Origin of the sequence: uncultured Campylobacter sp. (assembly GCF_938030145.1) — a bacterium.
Taxonomy (GTDB): domain Bacteria; phylum Campylobacterota; class Campylobacteria; order Campylobacterales; family Campylobacteraceae; genus Campylobacter_B.
Genome location: NZ_CALHGM010000011.1, coordinates 11,924 through 35,177 on the forward strand (window position 1 = coordinate 11,924; position 23,254 = coordinate 35,177).

22 protein-coding genes are annotated in these 23,254 nt (G+C 48.5%); 9 read left to right on the forward strand and 13 right to left on the reverse strand.

The features are described from left to right. Positions 1 to 469: 469 nt before the first annotated feature. Positions 470 to 3,913, reverse strand: coding sequence for an acyl-[ACP]--phospholipid O-acyltransferase (locus Q0323_RS03175; protein WP_298051388.1), 3,444 nt, complete (start codon positions 3,911 to 3,913; stop codon positions 470 to 472). Positions 3,914 to 4,010: 97 nt separating this feature from the next. Here Q0323_RS03175 and Q0323_RS03180 point away from each other — a divergent pair, with 97 nt between their 5' ends. Continuing rightward, a complete protein-coding gene (locus tag Q0323_RS03180) occupies positions 4,011 to 4,538 on the forward strand; it encodes a hypothetical protein (protein WP_298051390.1) in 528 nt (175 codons plus the stop codon). Positions 4,539 to 4,940: 402 nt separating this feature from the next. Here Q0323_RS03180 and Q0323_RS03185 read toward each other — a convergent pair whose 3' ends face one another. Together Q0323_RS03185 and ciaB are read right to left on the reverse strand one after the other, a co-directional pair. Beyond that, positions 4,941 to 5,630 carry a hypothetical protein gene (locus Q0323_RS03185; RefSeq protein WP_298051393.1) on the reverse strand — a complete coding sequence of 230 codons (690 nt, stop codon included), beginning with the start codon at positions 5,628 to 5,630 and terminating at the stop codon, positions 4,941 to 4,943. Positions 5,631 to 6,324: 694 nt separating this feature from the next. Further along, positions 6,325 to 8,136, reverse strand: coding sequence for an invasion protein CiaB (ciaB, locus tag Q0323_RS03190; RefSeq protein WP_298051395.1), 1,812 nt, complete (start codon positions 8,134 to 8,136; stop codon positions 6,325 to 6,327). Between the two features lie 185 nt (positions 8,137 to 8,321). On the opposite strand from ciaB, the gene Q0323_RS03195 reads away from it, so the two are divergent. Continuing rightward, a complete protein-coding gene (locus Q0323_RS03195) occupies positions 8,322 to 8,741 on the forward strand; it encodes an acyl-CoA thioesterase (protein WP_297990363.1) in 420 nt (139 codons plus the stop codon). Positions 8,742 to 8,994: 253 nt separating this feature from the next. Here the strand turns inward: Q0323_RS03195 and Q0323_RS03200 are convergent, their stop codons facing one another. From Q0323_RS03200 to Q0323_RS03210, 3 genes are all read right to left on the reverse strand, one after another. Beyond that, positions 8,995 to 9,198 (reverse strand): hypothetical protein, encoded by a 204-nt coding sequence (locus tag Q0323_RS03200; protein ID WP_005869903.1) that lies wholly within the window; start codon positions 9,196 to 9,198, stop codon positions 8,995 to 8,997. A gap of 73 nt (positions 9,199 to 9,271) precedes the next feature. Beyond that, positions 9,272 to 10,012 carry an EI24 domain-containing protein gene (locus Q0323_RS03205; RefSeq protein WP_298051398.1) on the reverse strand — a complete coding sequence of 247 codons (741 nt, stop codon included), beginning with the start codon at positions 10,010 to 10,012 and terminating at the stop codon, positions 9,272 to 9,274. A gap of 420 nt (positions 10,013 to 10,432) precedes the next feature. Continuing rightward, complete coding sequence (locus Q0323_RS03210; RefSeq protein WP_298051400.1) at positions 10,433 to 11,122, reverse strand: dUTP diphosphatase; 690 nt, start codon at positions 11,120 to 11,122, stop codon at positions 10,433 to 10,435. A gap of 80 nt (positions 11,123 to 11,202) precedes the next feature. Here Q0323_RS03210 and Q0323_RS03215 point away from each other — a divergent pair, with 80 nt between their 5' ends. Beyond that, a complete protein-coding gene (locus Q0323_RS03215) occupies positions 11,203 to 11,616 on the forward strand; it encodes a hypothetical protein (protein ID WP_298051403.1) in 414 nt (137 codons plus the stop codon). 310 nt (positions 11,617 to 11,926) lie between these two features. On the opposite strand, the gene Q0323_RS03220 is transcribed toward Q0323_RS03215, so the two are convergent. Further along, positions 11,927 to 12,136 carry a 4-oxalocrotonate tautomerase family protein gene (locus tag Q0323_RS03220; RefSeq protein ID WP_298051406.1) on the reverse strand — a complete coding sequence of 70 codons (210 nt, stop codon included), beginning with the start codon at positions 12,134 to 12,136 and terminating at the stop codon, positions 11,927 to 11,929. Between the two features lie 106 nt (positions 12,137 to 12,242). On the opposite strand from Q0323_RS03220, the gene luxS reads away from it, so the two are divergent. From luxS to Q0323_RS03240, 4 genes are all read left to right on the forward strand, one after another. Further along, positions 12,243 to 12,746, forward strand: coding sequence for an S-ribosylhomocysteine lyase (luxS, locus tag Q0323_RS03225; RefSeq protein WP_298051409.1), 504 nt, complete (start codon positions 12,243 to 12,245; stop codon positions 12,744 to 12,746). A 583-nt stretch (positions 12,747 to 13,329) separates the two neighbouring features. Further along, positions 13,330 to 13,668, forward strand: a complete 339-nt coding sequence (locus Q0323_RS03230; RefSeq protein ID WP_298051411.1) for a cupin domain-containing protein — start codon at positions 13,330 to 13,332, stop codon at positions 13,666 to 13,668. 163 nt (positions 13,669 to 13,831) lie between these two features. After that, positions 13,832 to 15,289, forward strand: a complete 1,458-nt coding sequence (locus Q0323_RS03235) for a DKNYY domain-containing protein (RefSeq protein WP_298051414.1) — start codon at positions 13,832 to 13,834, stop codon at positions 15,287 to 15,289. Positions 15,290 to 15,358: 69 nt separating this feature from the next. Continuing rightward, positions 15,359 to 15,535 (forward strand): hypothetical protein, encoded by a 177-nt coding sequence (locus Q0323_RS03240; RefSeq protein WP_298051417.1) that lies wholly within the window; start codon positions 15,359 to 15,361, stop codon positions 15,533 to 15,535. 267 nt (positions 15,536 to 15,802) lie between these two features. On the opposite strand, the gene mnmA is transcribed toward Q0323_RS03240, so the two are convergent. From mnmA to aroQ, 6 genes are all read right to left on the reverse strand, one after another. Next, positions 15,803 to 16,834, reverse strand: coding sequence for a tRNA 2-thiouridine(34) synthase MnmA (gene mnmA / locus Q0323_RS03245; protein ID WP_298051420.1), 1,032 nt, complete (start codon positions 16,832 to 16,834; stop codon positions 15,803 to 15,805). Further along, positions 16,831 to 17,436: a TIGR00730 family Rossman fold protein gene (locus Q0323_RS03250; RefSeq protein WP_298051422.1), complete on the reverse strand. Its 606-nt coding sequence runs from the start codon at positions 17,434 to 17,436 to the stop codon at positions 16,831 to 16,833. Before Q0323_RS03250 ends, mnmA begins: the two co-directional genes overlap by 4 nt. Before the next feature lie 115 nt (positions 17,437 to 17,551). Continuing rightward, positions 17,552 to 18,751: a P-loop NTPase gene (locus Q0323_RS03255; protein ID WP_298051425.1), complete on the reverse strand. Its 1,200-nt coding sequence runs from the start codon at positions 18,749 to 18,751 to the stop codon at positions 17,552 to 17,554. After that, a complete protein-coding gene (gene folK / locus Q0323_RS03260) occupies positions 18,733 to 19,269 on the reverse strand; it encodes a 2-amino-4-hydroxy-6-hydroxymethyldihydropteridine diphosphokinase (protein ID WP_298051428.1) in 537 nt (178 codons plus the stop codon). Before folK ends, Q0323_RS03255 begins: the two co-directional genes overlap by 19 nt. A gap of 3 nt (positions 19,270 to 19,272) precedes the next feature. Then, a complete protein-coding gene (locus Q0323_RS03265; protein ID WP_298051431.1) occupies positions 19,273 to 20,304 on the reverse strand; it encodes a M24 family metallopeptidase in 1,032 nt (343 codons plus the stop codon). A gap of 14 nt (positions 20,305 to 20,318) precedes the next feature. Beyond that, positions 20,319 to 20,786 carry a type II 3-dehydroquinate dehydratase gene (aroQ, locus tag Q0323_RS03270; RefSeq protein WP_005869936.1) on the reverse strand — a complete coding sequence of 156 codons (468 nt, stop codon included), beginning with the start codon at positions 20,784 to 20,786 and terminating at the stop codon, positions 20,319 to 20,321. 173 nt (positions 20,787 to 20,959) lie between these two features. Between aroQ and Q0323_RS03275 the strand changes: the two genes are divergently transcribed. Together Q0323_RS03275 and sppA are read left to right on the forward strand one after the other, a co-directional pair. Beyond that, the gene (locus Q0323_RS03275) at positions 20,960 to 22,177 is read left to right on the forward strand and encodes a metal-dependent hydrolase (RefSeq protein WP_298051434.1); all 1,218 of its coding nucleotides are present in this window, start codon (positions 20,960 to 20,962) and stop codon (positions 22,175 to 22,177) included. Then, positions 22,165 to 23,037, forward strand: a complete 873-nt coding sequence (gene sppA, locus Q0323_RS03280; protein ID WP_297943421.1) for a signal peptide peptidase SppA — start codon at positions 22,165 to 22,167, stop codon at positions 23,035 to 23,037. Before Q0323_RS03275 ends, sppA begins: the two co-directional genes overlap by 13 nt. Positions 23,038 to 23,254: the final 217 nt, after the last annotated feature.

The following is a 23,254-nucleotide window of genomic DNA, read 5'->3' on the forward strand; positions in this document are numbered from 1 at the left end:
TATAAGCGGCGAAGCGAGGGGCGACGTCGCTAAAATTTCTCGCCGTACGCCATTGAAATTTCTTTCCGCACGCACGCCGTAAAAATTCTCCCCGCAGCTGCTCTGCCGTGAAATTTCGCGCGCCGTTTAATGTAAAATTTTGTCTATCTGCGCAGCGAGTGGCTGCCGTCTGTCCGTAAAATTTAGCATAAATTTGGCGCTGCAACCGCGAAAAATCGTGGGATCAGCAGCAGCTCACCTCTACAAAATTTAGCATAAATTTAACGCCGCAATCGCGCGCGGCTCTCGTTCTCAAAAACGGCAGCATAATCCCGCGAGATCGCCCGCCGCTAGGAGCGAAAGCCGCAAAGCCCTGCGGCGCGACAAAGAATAAATTTAAAAGAGGAATTTTACTCTTTACGCTACTTCGCAGAAATACGCAGCAAGGTGTAAATTTAAAGTTTAGAATACAAATTTAAAAGATCGCAATTTACAGTCCCAGCTCTATCGCCAGATCCTTTACCGCTTTGAGATTTACCTTGCCGCTGCCGAGCACCGGGATTTGCTCGACCTTTTTCACGACGCTTGGCTGCATTATCGGCGCCAGTGCGGAGTCCTTTAGGCGGCGCGAAATTTCATCCTCGCTCGCCTCACCCACGTAAAGCAGAGCGATCTTTTCGCCCTTTTTTTCGTCTTTTAGATTCACGCATGAATAGATCGCGCTCTCGCCTAAAATTTCGCCCACGGCGCTTTCTACCGCGCCCAGGCTGATCATCTCGCCGCCGATTTTGGCAAAGCGCGAAAGGCGGTCGGTGATAAATAAAAACCCGTCGTCGTCGATATAGCCGATGTCGCCGCTTTTGTAGTAGCGCACGTCGTTTATTTGCGCGATCGCTTCGGCGGTTTTTGCCGGCTCATCGTAGTATTCCTTCATAACCTGATGTCCGCCGATTAAGATAAGTCCCTCCTGCCCGTTTGGCAGCGGCTGTAGCGAGGCGGGATCGGTGATCTTTATGACCGTGCCCGCAAGCGGCAAGCCAACGCTCTTTTCGCGGTTGAAGTGAAGCTCTTTGAAAAAATCGGGCTCGAGGACGTTCGGCGTATTTACGCTCACCACCGGCGCAGTCTCAGTCGTGCCGTAGCCCTCGTAAATTTCGATGCCGAATTTTATCTTAAATTCCTTTCGGACGTTCTCGTTTAGCTTCTCCGCGCCCGCAATCGCCAGGCGGATACTTGCTAGCATAAGCGGATTGAGCCTTTTGTTTTTGGTGTAGAGCCTAAAAAACGTTGACGTGCCGAACATTATCGTAGCGCCGTATTTTGCGCTCATCTTGCCGACGCTAAAGGCATCCGTAGGATCGGGCACGTGGATGCTTAAAATTCCGTCGTTTAGCGGAAAGAGCGTCGTTACGGTAAGCCCGAAGCAGTGAAAGATCGGCAGCGACGCTAAAATCGCGTCGTGCTCGGTAGCGTTTATGAGCTCCGAAATTTGACGGACGTTCGCCATTATATTTTTGTGCGTCAAAACCACGCCTTTAGGCTTTCCCTCGCTGCCGCTACTAAATAAAATGGTCGCTACGTCATCTATCGCGTGTGGCTTAAAATACAGCGCGCGAAATAAAATTTTAGGCATCAGTAGCGATTTTAGCGCGCAGGCTATGCGCTCATTTTTAGAGGTGTCCGCGCTTAGATCTTCAAGATACACGAGCCGATCGCCGATCGAACTTTCCAGCTCAAAGCCCTTTGATTTGAGCTTTTCTACGAATTTGCGCGAGCTGATGATCGTGCGGATGTTTGCTTTATCCGCGCAGTAGATTAAATTTTCCTCGCTTAGCGTGTAGTTTAAATTTACGCTCGTTTTGCCCATCGCAAAAAGCGTTAAATTTACGGCGCTTGCGATGACCGAGCTAGGCAAAACGATACCTACGTTTTCCTCGCTGCCTATGCGGCTCTTTAGCCTTTTGCGAAGTATCAAAACGGCGCTCATCATCGCTAAATTTGTGAGACTTGCTCCCGTACTATCGACCGCCACTCGTTTAAAAGGCGATCTTTTGGCTTGATTTAGCCAGTTGTAGGCAAGCGGCTTTAGGCTTGCGAGATATTTGCCCCAGCTGAAAAACGATAGCTCCGTTACTGCGCGCTTTACCTCGTGCGCCTTGGAATTTGCCTCAATCGGCGCGCCGAAGCTTACGCGAAGTGCGTTTTTGCCGCTTTGTGAGATCGTTCTTTTATAATGCTCGCTGGCGCGCGAAAACGTTGATCCCCAAAGCCCCCTGATATAAAAAGGCACGATTACGGAGTTCGTATCGTGCGCGGCTAGCTCAAATCCGCCTTGAAACTCGTCTATGCGGCCGTTGTAGCTGATGTGGCCTTCTGGGAAGAGCCCGACTACTTCGCCAGCATTTAGCGCCTCGCGGATGCTTTCGATCGCGCTTTTGCTCACGCCCGCTCCGATCGGAATGACGCGAAAAATTTTAAAAAACCACTTCAAATACCACAGATCGTAGTAGCTGCGATGCATCACGAAGCGCACTCCGCGCGGACACGCAAGCTGCACCACCGCCCAATCGATCCAGCTGATATGGTTACCCAAAAGCAGCACTCCGCCTTTTTGCGGGATGTTTTCGATGCCGTCTACGTGGACTTGGTAGCCAAATTTCATAAACGGAATGAGTAAAATTCTAACGAAAAGCTGCGGTAGATATTTCGCGCCGAAGATCCCGCATATGAGCACGCAAAGAGCAGCCATAACGAAAATTTCGCCGCTGGCGACCGCAAAATGCACCAAGATGATGGCGATGAGCAAAAACAGCACCATAAAGATATTTTGGATGAAATTTGAGCCTGCGAGCACCCGTCCCATGCGCTCATCGGCGGTGAAAAACTGAATGACGGCGTTGAGCGGCACGATGAAAATTCCGCCGCTAAATCCGAAGAAAAACGACGCCGTACCGAGCCAAAATACCGAGTGTGCGTTGGCTAGCACCATTAGCGCGAGCGCCAGACCAAATGCGCCGAACGGCACGATACCGAGCTCGATATGCTTTTTGCAGTAGCTGCCCGCAAAGATCGAGCCTAACGCGATTCCGATCGCGCTAAGAGCTAAGATCACCTGGATCACCATTACGTTGTCGCTGCCGCTAAGGCTCTTGTAGTGAGCCGGAAATGTCGCGATCACGAGCTGCGAGACCGCCCAAAACATCGAAAGTCCGAGCGTGCAGAGCAGGACGTTTTTGTCTTTTAGCACAAAATTTAAATTTTGCCTTAGATAGCGAAGCTTAAGATAGTCGTCTTTGTTAAATTCCGCCTGTGGTTGCGCGGCGTCGAAGAATGGAATTTTATACGAGTAGTATGTTTCAAGCGCGGAGCCCGCGACCAAAAGTACGCCGATGAACCAAACCGAGCTCATCAGCTCGCCCGCGTCGCTGCTGCGGGCTGCAAACAGCTCGAAAATCACCGAAAAAACAAGAGATGAAAGCAGAATCGCGATGATGGTAAGAGCCTGCACGAGGCCGTTTGCCGCGCCTAAATTTTTCGCGCCGACGATTTTTTTAATCAGGCCGTATTTGGCGGGCGAATAGATCGCGCTTTGCGCCGCAAGCAAGATCGTCATAAAAAACGCGAAATAAAACCACCCGCACGCATAGCCTAGCGTAATGAGCGCGGTAAGCGCGACGCCGAGTTTTGCGCAGATCCGCGTGATGCGGGTACGCGAGAATTTGTCGTTGAGATAGCCGCTGGCGCTAAAAAGAAATACGTAAGGCAGCAAAATCAGCAAATTTACAAGCGATGTTAGAGCGATGAGGGCGCCCGAATCGGCGCTTTTGACAAGGACGTTTTGAATCGTGATCTTATGGCCTAGATCGACGCTTGCGTTGATAAACATAATCGCCAAAAACGGCAAAAATCCGTTGATTTTTAATAAAGATTTCAAGCTATCTCCTTTAAAAACGGGATTTTATCTCACGGAAGTTAATAGACGCAAATTTAAGGCGGCTTCGCTACAATTACGCAAAAATTAAAGGAAAAATATGAAAGTTCAAATCACAAATCACGACGTCGATAACCTCAATAAATTTATGCTGCTTTATAGCAAAAAGGCACGCAAACAGCGCCTAGTCAGCACCTACGCCATACCGTTTGAGTTTTTGCTCATGGGCATCATCATCGACGGGCTTTTAAAAACGGCGCCGATTGCGAGCGTGGCGTCGGTTATTTTGGGTGCGGTGTGGCTTATTTTTTATCCGAAATTTTACCGCCGCATGCTAAGAAAGCATCTGGATGCTGCTAAGCTCGCGCAAAACTCGAGCACGGAGATGAGCTTCGTCGCGGACGGCGAGACAATCTCGTTTTCAAAGGGCGAGCCGCGTGCAAGCGAGAAATTTGCCGCACGCTCGCTAAATCGAATCGCTGCGGGCGGGGAGAATTTTTTCTTAGCGTTTGATCGCGGCTTTCACATCGTCCTTCCCAAAAATGCCGAGACGGACGCTGCGGTGCAGCAGCTCGCGGGTCTGCGCGGACTGCAGATCGAATCCGTGGATATGGATGTTGAAATTTAACTCAGGCGTAGCCTGCACCACTTAAAGCGTCGTCGGGGGATGGGTGGGGTTTGTGGGCGAGCAGAGCAATGCGGTGCTGCGGAAGCGGCGTCCTGCGAGAAATGTGACCTCGCAATTGGGGCCTCCTTCCCGCCCCAAGAGAAACATATCGCGGGCTAAAATTTAAACGGAATTTCATTTTGTAATAAATTTAAAATTTCTCTATGTAGAATTTACCTCTAGAATTTGGGGCGTGGCGGCGTTTTCTCTTAAGGGGGAAGGGGCGCTACTTGCGAGGCGCTCCCCTTCCCCCTTAAAATCCTCCAACCCCTGGCACGCTCAAAGGGCGAGCTACGCTCGCGTTAATTTTAAGCTGCGACTGGCGGCGTAAATTTTGGCTAAAATTCTGCGCTTAGTTCTCCGTTACGCCTCGCGCATCTCCTCTGCTAGGCGCTTTTTGTAGGTACGCTTGAAATAAAACGCCCAAATTAGCGGAAATATTATCTCCAGCCCTTTCCAGAAAATAAACGGAAAATCAAAATAGGTAGTATACCTATGCCCAATCCCAAAACCCATCAAAACTGCATAGTAGGCAGCCACATAGCTTATCACGAAGATAACGCCCCAAATTAGTACTTCGGAGCCAGTCGTAACAATCCATATCGCAATCAAATATATGAAAGTGCTTGCTAGCGCGGTCGGAAAAAACCAATTCAGAACGCCCAATTTTTGGTGATTTATATCCGCGCCAAGATAACCCACCACGCATGCGATGATGCACAGAGCGCATAAGATAGCGCGCAGCACGGCTAAATATCGCAGTCCGCGAGGCTGTATCACGCCTTCGTAGCCGCTGTTTTCGCAGCCGCCGCTTTGCCTGTTTTTGCCGCCGCGCCCCGCGACATAGACAAGATGCGCGCCTAACCCTACGAAGCAGGCGCATTGAATAAAGTCCATAAATATGAAACTACCGAGTGCATCACTTTCGCCTACATTGCCTATTAACCTAGGCCACGAAAATTTTACTATACAAAACGTCGCCGCGAGTAAAATCGGATGCAGTGCGAGCCTGCCGCTTCGCAAATCGAAGAGTAAATTTTTAAAATATCTCATGCTTTCCCCTTAAAATTCTGCGGAATTCTAAAATCCCGAAAGAACTCCGCGCATGGTCTGCGAATAGAAATTTATAATTCCCCAATGCGAAATTTTACTACTAAATTTAGAATTTTGCAGCGAGGAATTTTAAAATCAAAGTATGTAACGCAAGCCGTTAAATGAAAATGCTCGGACGCAGTCCGTATCGCTAGCGTCGTAGGGGACGGGTGGGGTTTGTGGGCGAGCAGAGCAATGCGGTGCTACGGAGGCGGCGTCTTGCGAGAAGTATGACCTCGTAATCGGAGCCCCTTCTCGCCCCAAGAGAAACAGAAATCACGACACAAATTTCGCAAGCCGTAAATTTGGGGATGAAATTTTATTTTGTAAGTTTCTATAAAATTTCATGGATATAGCTTAGCGTCTGGGTTGCATTATGCGCGATATTCGTAAGGGGGCAGCGCTCGGAGTTAGCGGGGCGCCCCCACGACTTTTTAAAATTTTGCCCCTACCCGCGCGACGCTAGTGATACGGACTGCGTCCGCGTTAAATTTAAATTACGGCTTTCGCCACATAAATTTGGGTTAAATTTATGCATTTTTTCAACGTCGTATTCTAAAGCTCCGATAAAATTTTAAAACAGAATTTTAAGAAAATTTAACGGCAAAATTTTACTCGCTTCTCATGTTTTAAGGTGTGGTTCGGAGCTGAAATTTTAAAGCCACTTTGCTCGTTCATTGCTAGGATCCGTTTCGTTGCCGATCGCTTCGTAGTGCGAGTAGTAAAACTCCACAAACTCCCGCACCTGCGCCTCGCGCGGCAGATACACGCCGCCGCTAAGCTCCGCAAATCGCGATAAAAATTCCGCCGCGTCCTTTTTGTCGCAATAAAGCCGTGCCAGCTCCTCGTAGTTTTGCAAGCACGCGACCTTGAAGCTCTCATAGCCTGCGCGGTCAAATTTAACCGCCAACCGCATGCCGTCAAATTTCAAAACGCCCGATGCGAAAAGCAAGCTCAGATGTATCAGAGCCTCGCAATAGTAGGGCTTGAGCTCCTCCACCCGCTGCCACGCGATGAGTCCCACGGCGCGGCGGATCAGCTCGTCCAGCACCGGCAGGCAAAACTCCTCCTCCTCGTGGAAAAAGAAGTTCACGAGCCCGCCCGTAGTCGCCTTGTACTCCTCGATGAGCTTGAAAAGCCCCGAGCGGTTCATGCGCGCCTCGGTGTCAGCGTCGATGAAAAATATATGCCCGAACTCGTGTCCGATCGTCGATATTTCGTAGACGCGGCGCCAAATTTGCGGTTTTTTAAATAAAATTTCGCGCCCGAAATTTAGATAATCGAGGTCGAAAATTTCGCTGCTTAGCCGCATAAAAGGTCTAGCCTTGGCGCTTTCATAGACGAAATTTACGAAGGCGAAAATTTTCTTGCCGCAGTTGGTGCTTACGAACTCGTCATTGGGTACGACCTGCGCCGAAAAGAGCCCGTTAAGATCGGCTCCGTAGTAGATCAGCGGCGCGCAGACATAAAGCTGGGTTTTGGCGATGTTTGAAAGCACCAGCGAGTGCATGACGGCGTTGTTCGCGCCGATTTTTTCATACGCACGCTCAAAGCTCTCGCTTACGCGCGCTTTAAATTCCTCCGCGCTAAACTCATACGCGCCTGCAAGCCTGACGTCCCATTCCAGCGCGACTGCGTGCGTGTAGGCATCCTCATAGTACTCAAGCGGATGACCGATCTGAAGCGGCGTTTTTATATCCATCCACGCGATCTCCGCATCCCGCCACGTGCCGATCACCGCGCTGGCGTCTTTCTCGCAAAAGGCCTGTTTGAGCTTGCCTAGATACGCGATGTAGGCTAGCTCGCTCTCATCTTCGGCAAGCGTCACCAGGCGCTCCAAAAGATCGCTAAATTCGCTCTGTAGCTTCGCCGTCTCATTTGCAAATGCCACGGCGTAGGGCACCATTTGGGATTTGCCCTCGTGCACTATCGCGCCGTAGCAGCGCTCGCAGACCTCGCCGTGAGGCGTGCGCATAAACAGCCCCTCTTGCAGCAAAAATTCCTTCGCTTGCGCAAGCGAGCTAAATTCCTTTTGCAAGCGCTTGTTCGTGCCTTCGATGATTAGGGCTTGCCAGCTTTTTTGCATATCGCTTAACACGAGCCCGATGCGGTGCACGCCTTTTAAAAGCTCCAGATAAAATGGCTGCAAAATCCCCTGCGCGCCGGCTTCGGCGATGAGCGCTGCGTGCATACTCTCGTGTATTTCGCGCGTGAAATCATACATTTTGCTCTTTAGCTCGCGCTGCCGCGCCTCATCGTAGCCTAAGCGGCGAAATTCTTGCAGTAGCGGATCCTCTTTGAGATCAACTATGCGGCGTAGTACGGCTATTCGCGCAGTATCGCTAGGCCCAAAGCCGCAGATCTCCAGCCCACGCGCGATCAGCTCGGCGTGCGGCTCGTCGTAGAGGGCGTTTAGCTGCGCTTTAGCAGTCGCCGCCATCTCGCTAAGTTTTGCAAAATCGTTCATCGCGTATCCTTTTTGCCGTTTTTATCGTCTTTTTGCGAGCAGAATGTGTCTGCTTTGAGAGCAAAATTCTATCCTCGCATCCGCTTAAAATTTTAAAATTTCGACATAGATTTTTGTCGATTGTATCGAAAAAGTGTTAAATTTGCGCGGTTAAAATGCGAGATTTTTAAATTTAAGGAGTAAAAATGAGCGATTTAAACTTAGACGATTTCGGCGAGCCGCGCATCAAGGTCGTAGCGCTGCCTAAGGATACGAATAGCTCGGGCAATATTTTCGGCGGCTGGATACTTAGCCAGATCGATTTAGCGGGCGCGACGGCGGCGCGCGAGATAGCGCCCGAGCGGGTCGTGACGATCTCGATGCAGGAGGTAACTTTCAAGCAGCCCGTATTTATCGGCGATGTCATCAGCTGCTACGCAAAAGTCCTAAGCGTGGGAAATACCTCTATCCGCGTGCAGATCGAGGTCGCAGCGCTGCGGCTGGGCGAGGATGGATTTCGCGAGTGTCTGCACGTAACCAGCGCGATCGCAACCTACGTAAGCGTGACCAAATCAGGTCAGAAAAAGCCGATCAGCGCAGAGATCAAGCGGCTGCACGGATTTTAAAATTTCTCAGACTTTAGTTTCGGCTCAAGGAATTTTAGCGTCAAGCTTATAACGCGAAAATTCTTATGCGGGATTAGCTTAGTGCACAGAATTTACTGCATAAAATTTTATAATTTCAAGCGTGGAATTTTGCTATGCAGTATTTTGGTGGAAAACCTCGCAGACAGAATTTTAGAATTTTAGAATTTTAGAATTTTGCGGCGCGCAGATTAATAAACAAATTAAAACGCGCCGCAACAAGTGGTGCTAGCAGCTAGTTTGCAGCGTCTTGAAGCTCTTCTTCGATCTCGGAGTTGCTTTTTACGACCATGCCCGAGCCGTGGATGACGCTAGGCATGCAGGATGTGCAGATATGCACCGTCTCGCCGTTTTTATGCGCCTTGATAAAGACCGCATTTTCATCATCGCTACTTTTTAGCGAACAAATATTGCAAATGTAAATATCGCCTGATTTCATAGAAATCCTTTCTTAAAAAATTTCGCACTATTTTATAAAAATTTCAAAATTTTTCATTGATTTTAGTTAATCTTTAGCGATTTTTATTGCGGGCGCTTTCGTCTATCAGCACTACGTGCGTCAAAAAGATGATGAAAAATAGCTGGAAAAATAATCCTACCAGCGGGATCAAACATAGCAGATAAAAAATAAAAGCACTTAGGGCAAATTTATATCCGCCACCCATTTTATAGCAGCGCTCGAAGCTTTTCGCGCTTAACGCGTTTGAAGCGACGTCGATTAGAACCAGCTTGTAATAGATATAAAAAAACGGCACGTTTATGATAAATAAATTTATCACCGGCACGAACAAAAGCACCGAACAGATAAATAAAATCGCTAAAAATTTTAAAATTTCAACGCTCATCAGCTTTAGCACTCGCGCCGTGCTCGCTTCGTTCGCGCGGCTTAGGTGGTAGTGGCGCGCGTTGATCTCTTTAGTGACTGCGGGCGTCAGAAAGGCCGCGATGATAAGCGCGCAAAACACGCTAAGCATCAGCACCGCAAAGCTGGCAAATACCGAAAAAATCGCGCCGATAATCCACTTCGTAGCAGCAAAGCTTAGAATTTTTGCAATTACCGGGAAGCGCTGCTCGTCCAAGAAGCTAAAATCGCCGCTTTGCGCGCCCTGTGAAAGCGCGTCAAAAAGCTCTTTGCCGCCGAAAAATGCGAGCGTACCTAAGATTATGAGCGAGCACACAAGTGGTAGTAGGGAGAGCAGAATGAACTTGCGCGTAAAAAAATCCTGCTTTGCCAAATTAAAAATTCTACCCATGTATGCTCCTATTTGCGTTATTTTAGCGACTTTTGCGACGGAATTTGAGCTGAGTTTATTTTAACTGCCGCACGAAACGTGCCTCATCAATCCGCTCGCTTGGCTCATTCGCTTGCTTTAGCCGGCTTATTTCGCATTATAATATGAAATTTATGCTTTGATCGCTTGCCTGCGTTTAATCTACTCATTTATAGTGCGTAAAGGGAGACCGCATCCTAGCTTAGTTTTACCTGTTGCGAATATTTATTTGCTTGCTGCGCAGAATTTTGCCACTTGTATGCAAGCAAAGCATTGCGTAAAATTTCAGGTACAAAACTGCAGAATTTCAAATCAAAGCCCTTTTTTAAAATTTGCCTGCCGAAATTTTATAGGTGGAATTTTAAAATTTTAAAGATAAATTTCGCAAGCAAACCCACGACTTCATTTCGTCGCGTCGTAGATCTTTTGCAATTGCTCGTAAATTTCGTTTGCGCTTACTGCGCCTTTTGATAACACCTCGATTAGCACCTCGTTATCTTCAAGGTTTCCCCAGATTTTGCGGTAGCTTCCCTCTTTGTAGCCGTTATTTTGGCGGAATTTATTCAGCACGTTTTTGCCGATATATTTGGCAAAAAGTATTTCTAAGCTCACTCCGCATTTAATCGCGACGCGAAAAAAATCGGTCAGTAGCTCGCCGATTTGTAGCTCAAAGCCGCTCGTTTCGTGGATTATAAGCTCGATGTCGTTTACGATTTCGTAGATGCTGTATTCGCGCACGTCGTAGGCGTAGGAGCTAAACTCAGCAAACCCGCTTACTGCCGTGACGTCGCTTACGATGTGATCGATGTTTTTGCTGCCGTAGTATTGCTCTAGAATATAGCTCATTACGAAGTGCCAAATATCAACGATCTCGATGACGATATTATTCACGTCCGGCGCTGCAGAGATATTTTTCCAATGCTTCCACGCAAAGCTATCGATGAGCTCTGCGCATTCCATGTAAATGCAGCGCTTCCAGTTGATAAGTTTGCCGTTTTTTGTATAGCCGTCCTCCCAGCCCACGCCATTTGTTTCGTCGTTTAGGGCTTGCTGCATCAAAAACATCTCTTTTACTTTTTTATAATTTTCCATAAAAATTCTCCTAATTTTGGCTCGCGATTATAGCTAATAAAAGAAAATCATTGTATAATTTAGCAAAAAGGAGGCTTAAAATGTGTGTCGCTCAGGATAAATTCGACGAGTTTTTAGGCAGGATGAAACTCCTATCTCTCGGAGTTTTGCGCAATAATCTGCCATATTGCTGCAGTGCATTTTATGCCTACGATCCGCAAAATAAGGAGCTCATCATCGCAAGCGCGAGCGACTCCGAGCATATCAAAGCAGTCTTTGCCAACCGCGGAGTTGCGGCTACGGTCGCACTGGATACGAAATTTGTAGGCAGGATCAAAGGCGTGCAGATTTGCGGCCATATCCGTAGCGCGGATGAGCGCGAAACCTCGCTATATCTTAAGCGCTTCCCGTTTGCGCGCGCGATGGAGACCGATTTTTTTACAATCAGAATCGATTGGATGAAAATGACCGATAATACTCTAACTTTCGGCAAAAAACTAATTTGGGAACGCTAGTTCGCTAAGAATACCATATATTTACTTTTACAAAATTTTAGACTTGCGAGGCTTAAATTTTATCTAGTAAGATTTTGAAATTTGCATAAATTCTATTTTGTCGATTTTTTAAAGAATTTCACCATTAGATCCGCTTTAAAATTTCCGTTCGGTTGGTTTTTGGAATTTTACAGCATGGAATTTAGTGTAAAATTTCATCTTGCAAGCGGGGATTGTCACAAATTTTATTCCCTTAGAAGCGGAGCCTGCCACGTAGAATTTCTTTAAAATTCTAAAATTTAACTTTTCAAATTTAGCCTGACGCGCGAGCTTAGCTCCGCCGCTTTCTGATTTCGCTTACTAGCCGCCCGCCGATCGCGTAGTCGTCAGTGGATATTTCATCTATCGTAACGACCGTGGTTTTCTCGCCCCTGCCTAGCACGGCTACGAGGGCGTCGGTGAGATTCTTGACGAGCCTTGCTTTTTGTTCGCGACTTAAGCCGCCGCGCTCTTTGGTGATTTTGACGTTTATATAGGGCATTAATTCTCCTTAAAATAAGCGTAATTGTAGCTAAAATTTCGTCTGTGCGCCTAAAAGTGCGAAATTTTATGTTAAAATCGCCGCGATCTGAATTTAAGGAGAAAATATGCCATTGTTAGATAGTTTTAAGGTCGATCATACCCGCATGAATGCCCCGGGCGTGCGGCTCGCAAAGAGTATGCGCACCAAAAGCGGCGATAAGATCAGCGTCTATGATCTGCGGTTTTGCCGCCCGAATTTAGAGATCATGAGCGAGCGCGGCACCCACACGCTGGAGCATCTTTTCGCGGGCTTCATGCGCGAGCACCTAAATAGCGCGGACGTCGAGATCATCGACATCTCGCCGATGGGGTGCCGCACGGGCTTTTATATGAGCGTGATCGGCGCACCTTGCGAGAGCGCCGTCGCGGCGGCGTGGAGCGCGAGTATGAAGGATATTTTGGGCGTAGGCTCTCAAGCAGATATCCCCGAGCTGAATAAATTTCAATGCGGCACCTTCGCGATGCACTCGCTAGCAGAAGCCAAACAGATCGCGCAAAACGTGCTAAATAAGGGTATCGGCGTGATCAAAAACGACGAGATCGCGCTGGATCCAAGCAAGATAAAATAGTTTTGAAATTTAAGAGATAGTGCAAAATCTAGCACTATCTCTTTGAGCGCTCGCTCGGTTCGCGATCAGTGTATAACGCATCATAAAATATTATCGTAAAATGTGCAAAAATTCGAGGCACAAAATGCGTATTTGCTAAAACAAGCCAGAGGCAACATCTATTTATAAGCCGATTTAGCTTTATAAACCGACTTGGCGCTTGCCGTAAAGTCTGCGTCACGCGAGGTTTTTGATAAAAGCTACGATTTGGCTTTAAGCTGGGTGGCAAAAGCGCGCAAGCAAAGCTCATATCAAATTTAATAAATTTATCTCGTAGGTCGGCTTTAAATTTATAAGAATTTTTAAAATTTCGTCTTAAATTAAAGCCGAAATTCTATCCGCAAATACCCTGCTTATGCACATTATTACTTTCAGATGCGATCTTCAATCCTGCATAAAAATCGCATAGCAAAACGAGAATTTAAAATTTTTATTTAAGGTTTCGTTGTGAGTTTGGCGCTTGAAATTTCACTTTCGCTGCACGAAAAGAATGCTAAAATTCCGTCGAAACCGCGCCGGATGCGGTGAACTTAAAGGAGAGAAAATGCAAAGAATTTTTCATATAAAAGATGCTATTTGTAGCGACGAGCGAGCCGTAAAAACGACATTTTTTACTACGGAGGCCACTTGCGGCGTGGTTTGGATCGTCAAGCGCGGCCAGGTCGTAGCGCCGCATATTCACCCAGACGGCGATGACGTGTGGATATGCTTAAGCGGACGCGGCGTGTTTTATCCGAGCAAGGGTGAGGAGGTGCCGATCTGTGCGGGCGATCTAATCATTTCCAAAAGCGGAGAGTGCCACGGTATGAAAAATACGGGCGATGAGGATTTTGTGTTTGCAAGCGTTACGGCGCCGATTCCGTGCGGCTACGAAGCGCTTTGAATTAAAATTTGCCAGAGATTTTGTGGTATTCGTAAAATAAATTAGCGCCGCAAAGAGTTGAATCAGAATTTGTCTGTAGCGTTAAATTTCATAAATTTAGCCGCGCTTTTGTACAATTTCAAATGCTGCGCAATCTGCGGCGAGATTAAATTTGAGGCAAAAGATGTATGAGGATTTTACGCAAGAGCCAAAGGATGAGCGCGCGCAAAAGAAGCGCAAAGCTAGGGCGCGCAAGGTAGAAGCAGATCGTAAACCGGTGCGAGACGGGCCTAGAGGCATGCGACTGCGGCGCAAGATAGCGCTTGGTATAACGTTTGCGTTTGCGGCTTTTAGCGCGCTCGCTCTGTTTGCGGTTATAAATTCCGCAGACGACTACTCGCCGCGGGACGACGAGCAGATCAAATACAGCGATTTTTATAAAAAAGGAGACGAAATTTACGCTCTCGTGGTGGGTGCGGGCTATTTTGCGATACCGAGCGCGGACGCGGCGAGCTTTCGGGTTTTGGATTTCGGCTCCGGCTACCGCTCCAACGTCGCAGCGGATAAAAATGCCGTATATTGCGGCAACATCGCGATGAGCGAGCTAGAGCCCGCGCGCACGAAAGCCGTAGCGTTCGGATACGTAAGCGACGGGCGAGTTAGCTATTTTTGCGACGGCGAGGCGGTGTGGAACGACGCGCTGGGAGCGTTTAAGCTCACTTATCAAACCTTGGCGCATATCTTTTGGGATGCGCCCAAGCCGCAAAGCTACATTTATAAATTTAAGCGAATGGACGCTACGGATCTGCGCCAAATCGCGGGTGTATATTACGCTGCGCAGGGCTCTCGCGCGTTTTATAAGGGAGAGGTTTTGCCGGGCGCCGATGCCGCGAGCCTGCGCCATATAGAGGGAAGCGATGGGCGCGCTAGCGACGTTTACGCCGCGGACGGCGCGAATGTGTATTTTAAAAACCTGCGCCTTGACGCGCGCGATAACGGCGGGCATTACGAACTTTTGAGGCAGCGGCTGAGCTATTTTTTGTGGGATGCGAAAAGCGGCGACGTTTTTGCGAATGATTTAAAATTTGACCCCGCCTCCGCGCCCTATACTCCGCTAAATAGGCAGCTTGAGCACTCAAACCATCTGCTTTTTGCCTCCCTTGGCGGCATCTACTATTTCGACGAAAATGACGGAAAGCAAAAGCGCGCGGCAGACAATCCCTTTGCGGGCGAAGTTCGCGCGCTTAGCGGCAGCGTATTTCAAAGCGGTAAGCGGATATATTTTTTAGAAGGCGCGGATGTTTGGGGCGGCGGTCGCAGCACTCGCAGGCTGGTCGCTCGCAAAAGCGGGCTTTTCGCGCTCGAGCTGCCGCATGAGTGGCGCAGGGTCGGCGGCGTGCACGGCGGGCTATACGGCTGGGTCTATTCAAACGGCGGGCGATTTTTCTACTTTGACGATCTGGGCTCTTCGCAGCTGATAGATCGGTGCATTTATGAGATCAGAGATTTAAACTTGGTTGAAATTTTGCTTCAAAAAAGCAGCTTTGGCACGAGTAAAATTCGCGAGATGATAAAGAGCGGCGGGCTTGAGGCGGTGGATGGCGAGCTGCTTTTGGAGGTAAAGACGCGGGTGGAATTTTAGTGCGATTTGAGCACAATTCGAGCGCAGAAAGCGCTGCTAAATTTTAAAATTTGATTTTTGCGTAAATTTATGAAATTTAAGCGGTACTGCGGGCTTTGGCGCGAGCTTACGTTTAAATTTTATAGCAAATCGCCTTTGGAGCAGTCGTGCAAAATTTCGTTTCGCGTCGTCGCGACGGCGCGCGAAATATTTTATATCGGTCGCGATCTTTGCGTCGCGGCGTGCTTAGATAAGGCGTCGCCGTAAATTTTATTTTAGTGCTACAGCTTTCCTAAAATTTCGCTAGCAGTGTGGGCGACGCGGCGACAGAGCGTAAATTTAAAAGACTCAATCGCAAAGTTGCACGCATAAAATTTGCTCGCCGAGCTCGCAAGATAAAATTTAGCGGCTTGGATTCAAAAGCGTAAATTCCTTTTTTGATATGAAATTTAACAGAGTGGGTGCATATCAAGCGGCGCGATCAAAGCGCCGTTTTGCAAACTCGCGAGCTTTAAGTGAAGCAAAAACAAAGCGCTATTTTATAAAGCCGCTTGCCACTACGCGATCGCGCTCGTCGTAAAAAACCGCGAGCTGTGCCGGAGCAATGCCCGCTGCGGGCGCGGACAGTACGGCATGCACGCCGCCGTCTTCGCGCGGCGAAATTTTAACGAGGAGTTTGGCGCTGCGGTAGCGGATCTTAACGCCGAGACCCGCCATATTTAAAATTTCATCCCTGCTTAAAAAGGCGTTAAAATTTTCGGTGTCGAACTCGTAGGTCGCCAGTTCCTCCTTGCCGCCCACGACGATCTCGTTTTTATGCGGGTCGATGCTTAGCACGAAGTGCGGCTCATGCGCGCCGTGCACCGTAAAACCGCGGCGCTTGCCGATCGTGTAGTGCATATAGCCCTCGTGAGTGCCGATGGCGTTGCCCGCGCGGTCGCGCACGATGCCGGGCATTTTGGTGCCCGTATGACGGTTCAAAACGTCGATGTAGGTGGTATCCACAAAGCAGATCTCGCTGCTTTCGCTCGCAGAGGCGATCTGCGAAAGCTCCGTATAGGCGCACGCAGCCTCTTTGACGTCCTTTTTATACATCCCTCCAAGCGGAAAGAGCATAAACTTAAGCGCGGCGGGATCGATGTTTGCTAAAAAATAACTCTGATCTTTGCTAAGGTCGGTTGCGGCTTTTAAAAGCCCATCCTCGATACGGACGTAGTGCCCGGTAGCGAGGCGCTCAAAGCTCTGCTCGCGCGCAAATTCCAAGAGCTTGCCGAGCTTTATGCGGCGATTACACAGCGCGCAGGGATTCGGCGTAAGACCGTCGATATAGGCCTGCACGAAGGGCTCGTAAACATCGCGATTAAAATCATCCTGCAGATCCAAAATGTGGATTTTTATACCTAAAAACTCGCCTACCTTGCGGACTTTGGCGATGTTTGCTTCGTGATAGCCCGGCTTTGCGTGCAGCTTCATATAGCAGCCCTGCACCTCGTGGCCTGCGTCTTGTAGCAGCTTCGCGCACATCGAGCTATCCACGCCGCCGCTCATCGCGACTAAAATTTTCATTCGTTCTCCTTACGTCGCACATTCGTTAAAATTTCATCCACGCTGTTGCAGAGCTTAAAATTTTGCAGATCGCTTTCGTTTATCGCACCAGATTTTAGCAGTGAAGTGCGGAAAAACTCCATCAAAGGCGCGTAAAATTCCTCGTCGTAAAGATAGATCCGTGCGCGTTTAAAGCCCGTCTGCACCAGCACTAAAATTTCAAAAAACTCATCCAGCGTCCCAAATCCGCCAGGAAAGATGGCGAAAATTTCGCTGTTTTCGATGAGAGCGCCTTTGCGTGGCGCAAATGCCGAAAATTTCGCGCCCTGCGTCAAAAAGCCGTTGCTTTTTTGCTCAAACGGCAGCATGATGTTAAAGCCCACGCTGTGCGTTCTTGCTCTCGCAAATGCGCCTCGGTTGGCGCCTTGCATAATGCCGCCACCGCCTCCGGTGATGATCGAGTATCCTAAATCAGCGAGCCCCTCGCAGAGCTTTTGCGCGTCTTTTACATAGCGATTATCCTCGCTAAAGCGCGCCGAGCCGAAGATCGTGGCGCTTTTGCCCACGTTTTTGAGATTGTCGCGGGCAATTTTGATGTCTTTTAGAATTTCTTTTAACTGCATGATTAATCTATCTTTTGTGTATATTATTTAAAATTTCAGCTTTAAGAATAGCATTAAATTTTTAAAATTCCGTTTAAAATAGTAGAATTTGCGCGATTTAAAATCTCATCGTAAATCATACTAGGTTGCTAAGTTTTCGTAAGAATCCGCCGACGCCGCGGTAAGCGCTCATATCGATAGGCTCGCAGCCCTGTTTGCTCAAAAATCGCGAGACGCTCTGTTTAAGCGCGATCGTAGCGGGTGAAAACGGATAGTGCGAGTTAAAAAGCGCGCGATTTTGTGAGCAGATGGCTACTTGTTTGCAAAACGGCACAAAGCCTAGCAGTTTAAAGCCCAGCTCGCTTATATTGCGGTGCGCAACCGACTTTAGATTGTCGTAGATCATCACGGCGTCATCCTCGCTCGCGGTGAAATTTAGCAAAAACAAAACCTCTTTTTTGCTCGCCCCAAGCGTCTTTAAAAGCGCGTAGGTGTTGCTTATCGAGCAGGGTTCGTTCGCGCACAGCACGATATTTTCGTCGCCGATGCTCAAAAAATCTCCAAGATACTCAAGCCCCGCATCGATCAAAATAAAATCGAAGATTCCCGCCTCTTTTAGCTCGCTTGCGAAGCAAGCAGGGCTTTCGTGAGCCTTTGCGTTTGCGGAATTTCCGGCTTTTTTGGAATTTGATGAGCGGGCGGAATTTTTCATTTCATCTTCACTTGCGGAATTTTGAGAATTCTCGTCAGGGATTGAATTTTGCTTGGTGAAATCATTGCTTTTAAAATTCTCTAGGCTTTCTGATTCTGTAAAATTCCATCCATCTTCGCAATTCTGCGGCTTTTTGGCTGCACAATTCGTAGAATTTTTTGCAGAGTTTGCCATTGAATTTGAAGCGGCGGAATTTTCTGAGTTGTTTTTGTCATCAGAGCTCGTAAGCTTTTGCACATAATTGCGCGAGCCGCTACTTTCGTCGCCTTCCCGGTTTTGTGCGCTATCCATAGAATTTTGCATGACGCAATCGTCCGCGCTAGAGCTTGCGTTTTTGATAGAATTTTGCGCCATAGAATTCGCGCTATTTACAGAATTTTGTGAAGCAAGCGCGGGCGAAACGAGCGTTAAATTTTGAGAAATTTTTATTGCGATGGCGCTTGGTAGCGAAATCCTCTTTCTTTGCAAAGCGTTTAAGATGATCTCTTGATTGTTTAAATTTGGCGCTTCGATGATCGCCGTGCGGTAGCCCTGCTCGCTTAGAATTTCGGCGAAATTTGCTGCAATCACGCTCTTGCCGACTCCGCCCTTGGCGCTTAAAAAATTTACGATTTTAGTTTGCATATCAGTCCTCTTTTAAATTTCATCTCTCCAAGTGGCAAAATCACGCTTATGCGCTCGCAGGCACCCGGATGCGGCAGCACGAGCTGCTCGCAGGCACGCACCTTCGCGCTTGCATATAAAATATCCACGTCCAGCGTGCGCGGCGCGTTTTTAAAGCTTCTTTTGCGTCCAAATCGTAGCTCTGCGCGCTGCATGATTTTGAGTAATGTAAGCGGCGGCAGAGAGCTTTGCACGAGCATTACGGCGTTTAAAAAATCGGGCTGATCTAAAAAACCAAACGGTCTGTTTTTTAAAATCAAGGAATTTTGCGCTACGAAAAAGCGCGTATCGCTCTGTAAAACGCGATAAAATCGCTCGAAGCGCCGCCTGATATCTCCTAAATTCCCGCCGAGCCCGAGCAGATATAAATTTTTAAAATTTCCGCGCTCGCGGCGCCTCATCGGGAAAACGGCGCTTTTTACGACGCACAGCGCGTCCATGCACTCGTAAAATCCGTTTTTCTTAAGTCGCACATTCATAATCTACTCGCTTAAAATTTCGCAGCCGCCTGCCGTGACGACCACGACGTCCTCGATGCGCACGCCAAATTCGCCGGGCAAGTAAATCCCGGGCTCCACGCTAAAGACCATGCCCTCTTTTAGCACGACCTCTCCGCGCTTTGAGATAAACGGAAGCTCGTGGATATCGACTCCGACGCCGTGTCCGGTGCTGTGGAAAAACGCTTCGCCGTAACCATGCCTCGCGATAAAATCCCTAGCCGCCGCGTCGATCTCGCGCGCCTTTTTGCCAGGCATAATCGCCGCGATCGCTAGAGCTTGCGCCTCTTTTACGATCTCGTAAATTTCTTGCCGTTTGGCGTTTTTAAAATTTTGCTCTTTACCGAAGTTAAAATTTTCGTCAAAGCACGCCGTGCGCGTCCTATCGGAACAGTAACGATTAAATTTAACCCCCGCGTCAAGCAGGAGCAAATCGCCCTCTCTCAGCCGCTTTTTACCGGGCAGAGCGTGCGCCTTTGCGGCGTTTTCGTTGATCGCTACGATAGGCGAAAAGCTAAGCGCGAGCTCGCCCTTTTTCTTAAAGATGAGTTCGGCGTTAAAAAACAGCTCCTTTTCGCTCATGCCTTCGCCCTCGGCGCGTACGAACGCGGCAAATTCGTCAAATCTTTCCGCACCCAGCTGTGCCGCTTGCTTTAAAATTTTTATCTCGTCTTCTGATTTTACTATGCGCGAAATTTGCGAAAAATTCGCACGCGCCTTAAATCTTATCCCAAGCCCTTTGCTCAGCGCCTCCCACTCGCCCGCGCTAAAATCGTACGGGTTATAAGCAAGCTCCTTTACGCCTGCCTTTCGCAAAAACAGCCGCGCATCTTTTATCAAATTTCGCTCGACCTCGATAACTTCGGTATCTTGGCAAAGCTCGCGCGCCTCGATGCTATAACGCGCATCCGTGAGGAAAAATTTGCGCCCGCCGAGGCTCAAAAATATCGCGTTGTCGCAACTGTATCCGCACTCGTGAAATACGGCGTTTTCATCCTTTAGGATAAAATTTTTCAAATTTAATCCCAAACTTATTTGGCTTTCTGCTCGGCTCTGGCAGCTTTGATCTGCTCAAAAATTTGAATCATTCCGATCATCGCCAGATGGTATCCCACGGGGCCAAACCCGATTATCTGACCCGCAGTAACGGGTGCTATTAGACTTTTTTGTCTAAGTTCCTCCCTGCGAGCGATGTTTGAGATATGCACCTCGATCACGGGCAGACTGACTGCGGCGAGCGCATCGCGGATAGCGAGCGAAGTGTGCGTGTAGGCGGCGGGGTTGATGATGATACCGTCGCAAGTGCCGAAGCACTCTTGGATCTTATCGACGATCTCGCCTTCGAAATTGCTCTGGAAAAACTCGATCTCGTTGCCGCTCTGATCGGCGACCGCCTTCATCTGTTTATGGATGTCCTCCATCTTCATAACTCCGTAAATAGCGGGCTCGCGCATACCGAGCATATTGATATTCGGTCCTTGAATCACCATAATTTTCATTTTTGCATCCTTGTTTTTGAAATTTAAGCGAAAATTATAACCAAAGCGAGCTTATTTTTTACTATGGCGCTAAATTTGCCCGCTCAAGCCCGGTTGCTAAAATTTTATCTCTAAATTTAGCACGGAAGAGAATTTTATGCTAAAATCACGCGCTGTTTTAGATAAGGAAAACGATGAGAATTTTAAGGGCGAAGTGGATTCTTGCCTGCGATGAGAATTTCAAAATTTTAAAAGATGGCGCGATCGTCTTTGACGAGAAAATAATCGAGGTCTGCGCCTTTGCTCGTGCGGCGCGCAAATACCCGCAAGCAGAAATTTTGGACTTTAGCGGCGATATAGCGATGCCTGCGTTTATAAATCCGCATGTGCATTTGGAATTTAGCGCAAACAAAGGCACGCTGCGCTACGGCGATTTTTTGGATTGGCTAGGCAGCGTCATCGCCTCAAGGCAGCAGCTGGATGCCGCGGCACGCGGACGGCTAATCGCGGAGCAGATCGCCGCGATGATGCGAAGCGGCGTGGGTACGATCGGCGAAATTTCAAGTTTCGGCGGCGAGGCTGAAGCTTGCGCGCAAAGCGGCATTAGAACCGTGTTTTTTAATGAAATTTTAGGCGCGAGCAAGGACGCTGCGGCGGAGAATATCTCTAAATTTAAAGAGCGATTTGGGCGCGCAAAGGCGCTCGCAAACTCGCTTTTTATCCCCGCCGTGTCGGTGCACTCGCCGTACTCGGCGCACCCGCAGATTACGAAGTTTGCGACGAAGCTTGCCCGCGAAAACGGACTTGCTATAAGCACGCATTTTATGGAGAGCGCGTATGAGCGGCAGTGGCTGCGCACCGGTCGCGGTAAGCTTAAAACCTGGCTTGCCAAATTTAATCCCGCGCCCGCGCCTTTTTATTCGCCGCAGAGCTTCGTAGCGCATTTTAGCGGGCTTCGCACGCTTTTTACGCATTGCGTTTGGGTAGATGATTTTAGTATCTTTGATCCGAAACTCCACTCGATCACGCACTGCGCGCGCTCCAACCGCCTGCTTAGCAAAAAGCGGCTAAGCTTTAAAAAGCTGCTCGCAAGCGGGCTTAATTACAACATCGCTACCGACGGGCTTAGCTCAAATTTTAGTCTAAGCTTTTTAGACGAGCTGCGTGCAAATTTAATGATGCACGACGAGCTGGGCTTGGCAGAGCTAGCGCGAGTGCTGATTTTAGGCGCGACGAGAAACGCTGCTGCGGCGCTGGGGCTAAATTTGGGCGAGCTGAGAGCCGGCAAGCTCGCCGATATCGCCGTTTTTGAAGGCATTGAGTGCGAGCAAAGCCAGCTGGCGCTACAGCTCATTTTGCAGAGCAAAAACGCAAAATCACTTTTTATCGAAGGAATGAAATGCAATTTCTAAAAAACATCTTTGCGCCGATCGGCGCCGTGCTCGGGTTTATCAACAAATACTTTAAATCCCTGATTTTTCTGCTTATTTTGTTTTTGATTTTCGCAGGCGGCGAAAGCGCGCAACAAAAGGGCGCGAATCTCGCTCAGCTTTCATTAAGCGGCGCGATAATGGACGATAGTGAAATTTTAGAAAAGATCGAAACCCTGAAAAACGACGAGGCGATCAAAGGAGTGCTTCTGCTGATCGATAGTCCTGGCGGCGCGCTAAGCCCGAGCGTGGAAATTTCGCTGGCTATCAAATCCCTAAACTCGCGCAAGCCGGTCGTCGCCTACGCCAAGGGCACGATGGCGAGCGGCAGCTATCTAGGCGGCGTGTGGGCAAGTAAAATTTACGCAAATCCGGGCAGCTTTATCGGCTCCATAGGTGTGATCATGCAGGGCTTAGACGTGAGCGAAGCTGCCGCTAAACTAGGCTTTGCCGAACAGATCGTCAAAGCGGGCGAGCTCAAAGAGGCGGGCACGATGATGCGAAAATGGAGCGACGCGGAGCGCGCGAGCTTGCAAGCCCTGGTGGATGAGAGCTATGAACTATTCACGCGCGAGGTGGCGCAGGCGCGCTCGCTGGATCTTAGGAAGCGCGATACGTGGGCGAATGCGCGAGTATTTTTAGCTAGCGGCGCCAAAGGCGTCGGACTCATCGACGAGGTGGGCTCTTTAGAAGACGCTAAGAGCGCGCTCGTAAAAGCTAGCGGTGTAGCAGATCCGATCTGGCAGGAGCCCTCGGCGTATGAAAAGATGATGGATAAGCTGGCAAATAAAAGCGAGAGCTTGGTGCGCGGGGCATTCGGCGCGAAGCTGATGGCGTATTAGAATTTTAGAAATTTTAAATTACGAGGGAATTTTAAGAGTAGAATTTTGTATGCGAAAGCTACGCTGGGTTTAATTGCTTTTAAACTTCCTCGCTTTTTCATTTGGCATTTTCTTTAAAATTTTATCTTTTTCTTCGTTTAAAGCTCCTCGTTTTCTCTAAATTATTCAGCCCCCTTTAAGCATCGCTCTTGTATAATCACAATTCTGTTTCGCACCG

Bases quoted from the DNA above. Each gene is read 5' to 3' on its own strand.
- Q0323_RS03180 (WP_298051390.1), top strand. From the start codon at position 4,011: ATGAAAGTTCAAATCACAAATCACGACGTCGATAACCTCAATAAATTT.
- Q0323_RS03275 (WP_298051434.1), top strand. From the start codon at position 20,960: ATGAGAATTTTAAGGGCGAAGTGGATTCTTGCCTGCGATGAGAATTTC.
- Q0323_RS03250 (WP_298051422.1), bottom strand. From the start codon at position 17,436: ATGCAGTTAAAAGAAATTCTAAAAGACATCAAAATTGCCCGCGACAAT.
- Q0323_RS03220 (WP_298051406.1), bottom strand. From the start codon at position 12,136: ATGCCCTATATAAACGTCAAAATCACCAAAGAGCGCGGCGGCTTAAGT.
- Q0323_RS03240 (WP_298051417.1), top strand. From the start codon at position 15,359: ATGAAATTTAAGCGGTACTGCGGGCTTTGGCGCGAGCTTACGTTTAAA.
- Q0323_RS03230 (WP_298051411.1), top strand. From the start codon at position 13,330: ATGCAAAGAATTTTTCATATAAAAGATGCTATTTGTAGCGACGAGCGA.
- Q0323_RS03255 (WP_298051425.1), bottom strand. From the start codon at position 18,751: ATGCAAACTAAAATCGTAAATTTTTTAAGCGCCAAGGGCGGAGTCGGC.
- Q0323_RS03215 (WP_298051403.1), top strand. From the start codon at position 11,203: ATGTGTGTCGCTCAGGATAAATTCGACGAGTTTTTAGGCAGGATGAAA.
- luxS (WP_298051409.1), top strand. From the start codon at position 12,243: ATGCCATTGTTAGATAGTTTTAAGGTCGATCATACCCGCATGAATGCC.
- folK (WP_298051428.1), bottom strand. From the start codon at position 19,269: ATGAATGTGCGACTTAAGAAAAACGGATTTTACGAGTGCATGGACGCG.
- Q0323_RS03235 (WP_298051414.1), top strand. From the start codon at position 13,832: ATGTATGAGGATTTTACGCAAGAGCCAAAGGATGAGCGCGCGCAAAAG.
- Q0323_RS03210 (WP_298051400.1), bottom strand. From the start codon at position 11,122: ATGGAAAATTATAAAAAAGTAAAAGAGATGTTTTTGATGCAGCAAGCC.
- Q0323_RS03205 (WP_298051398.1), bottom strand. From the start codon at position 10,012: ATGGGTAGAATTTTTAATTTGGCAAAGCAGGATTTTTTTACGCGCAAG.
- Q0323_RS03195 (WP_297990363.1), top strand. From the start codon at position 8,322: ATGAGCGATTTAAACTTAGACGATTTCGGCGAGCCGCGCATCAAGGTC.
- mnmA (WP_298051420.1), bottom strand. From the start codon at position 16,834: ATGAAAATTTTAGTCGCGATGAGCGGCGGCGTGGATAGCTCGATGTGC.
- Q0323_RS03185 (WP_298051393.1), bottom strand. From the start codon at position 5,630: ATGAGATATTTTAAAAATTTACTCTTCGATTTGCGAAGCGGCAGGCTC.
- Q0323_RS03200 (WP_005869903.1), bottom strand. From the start codon at position 9,198: ATGAAATCAGGCGATATTTACATTTGCAATATTTGTTCGCTAAAAAGT.
- aroQ (WP_005869936.1), bottom strand. From the start codon at position 20,786: ATGAAAATTATGGTGATTCAAGGACCGAATATCAATATGCTCGGTATG.
- sppA (WP_297943421.1), top strand. From the start codon at position 22,165: ATGCAATTTCTAAAAAACATCTTTGCGCCGATCGGCGCCGTGCTCGGG.
- ciaB (WP_298051395.1), bottom strand. From the start codon at position 8,136: ATGAACGATTTTGCAAAACTTAGCGAGATGGCGGCGACTGCTAAAGCG.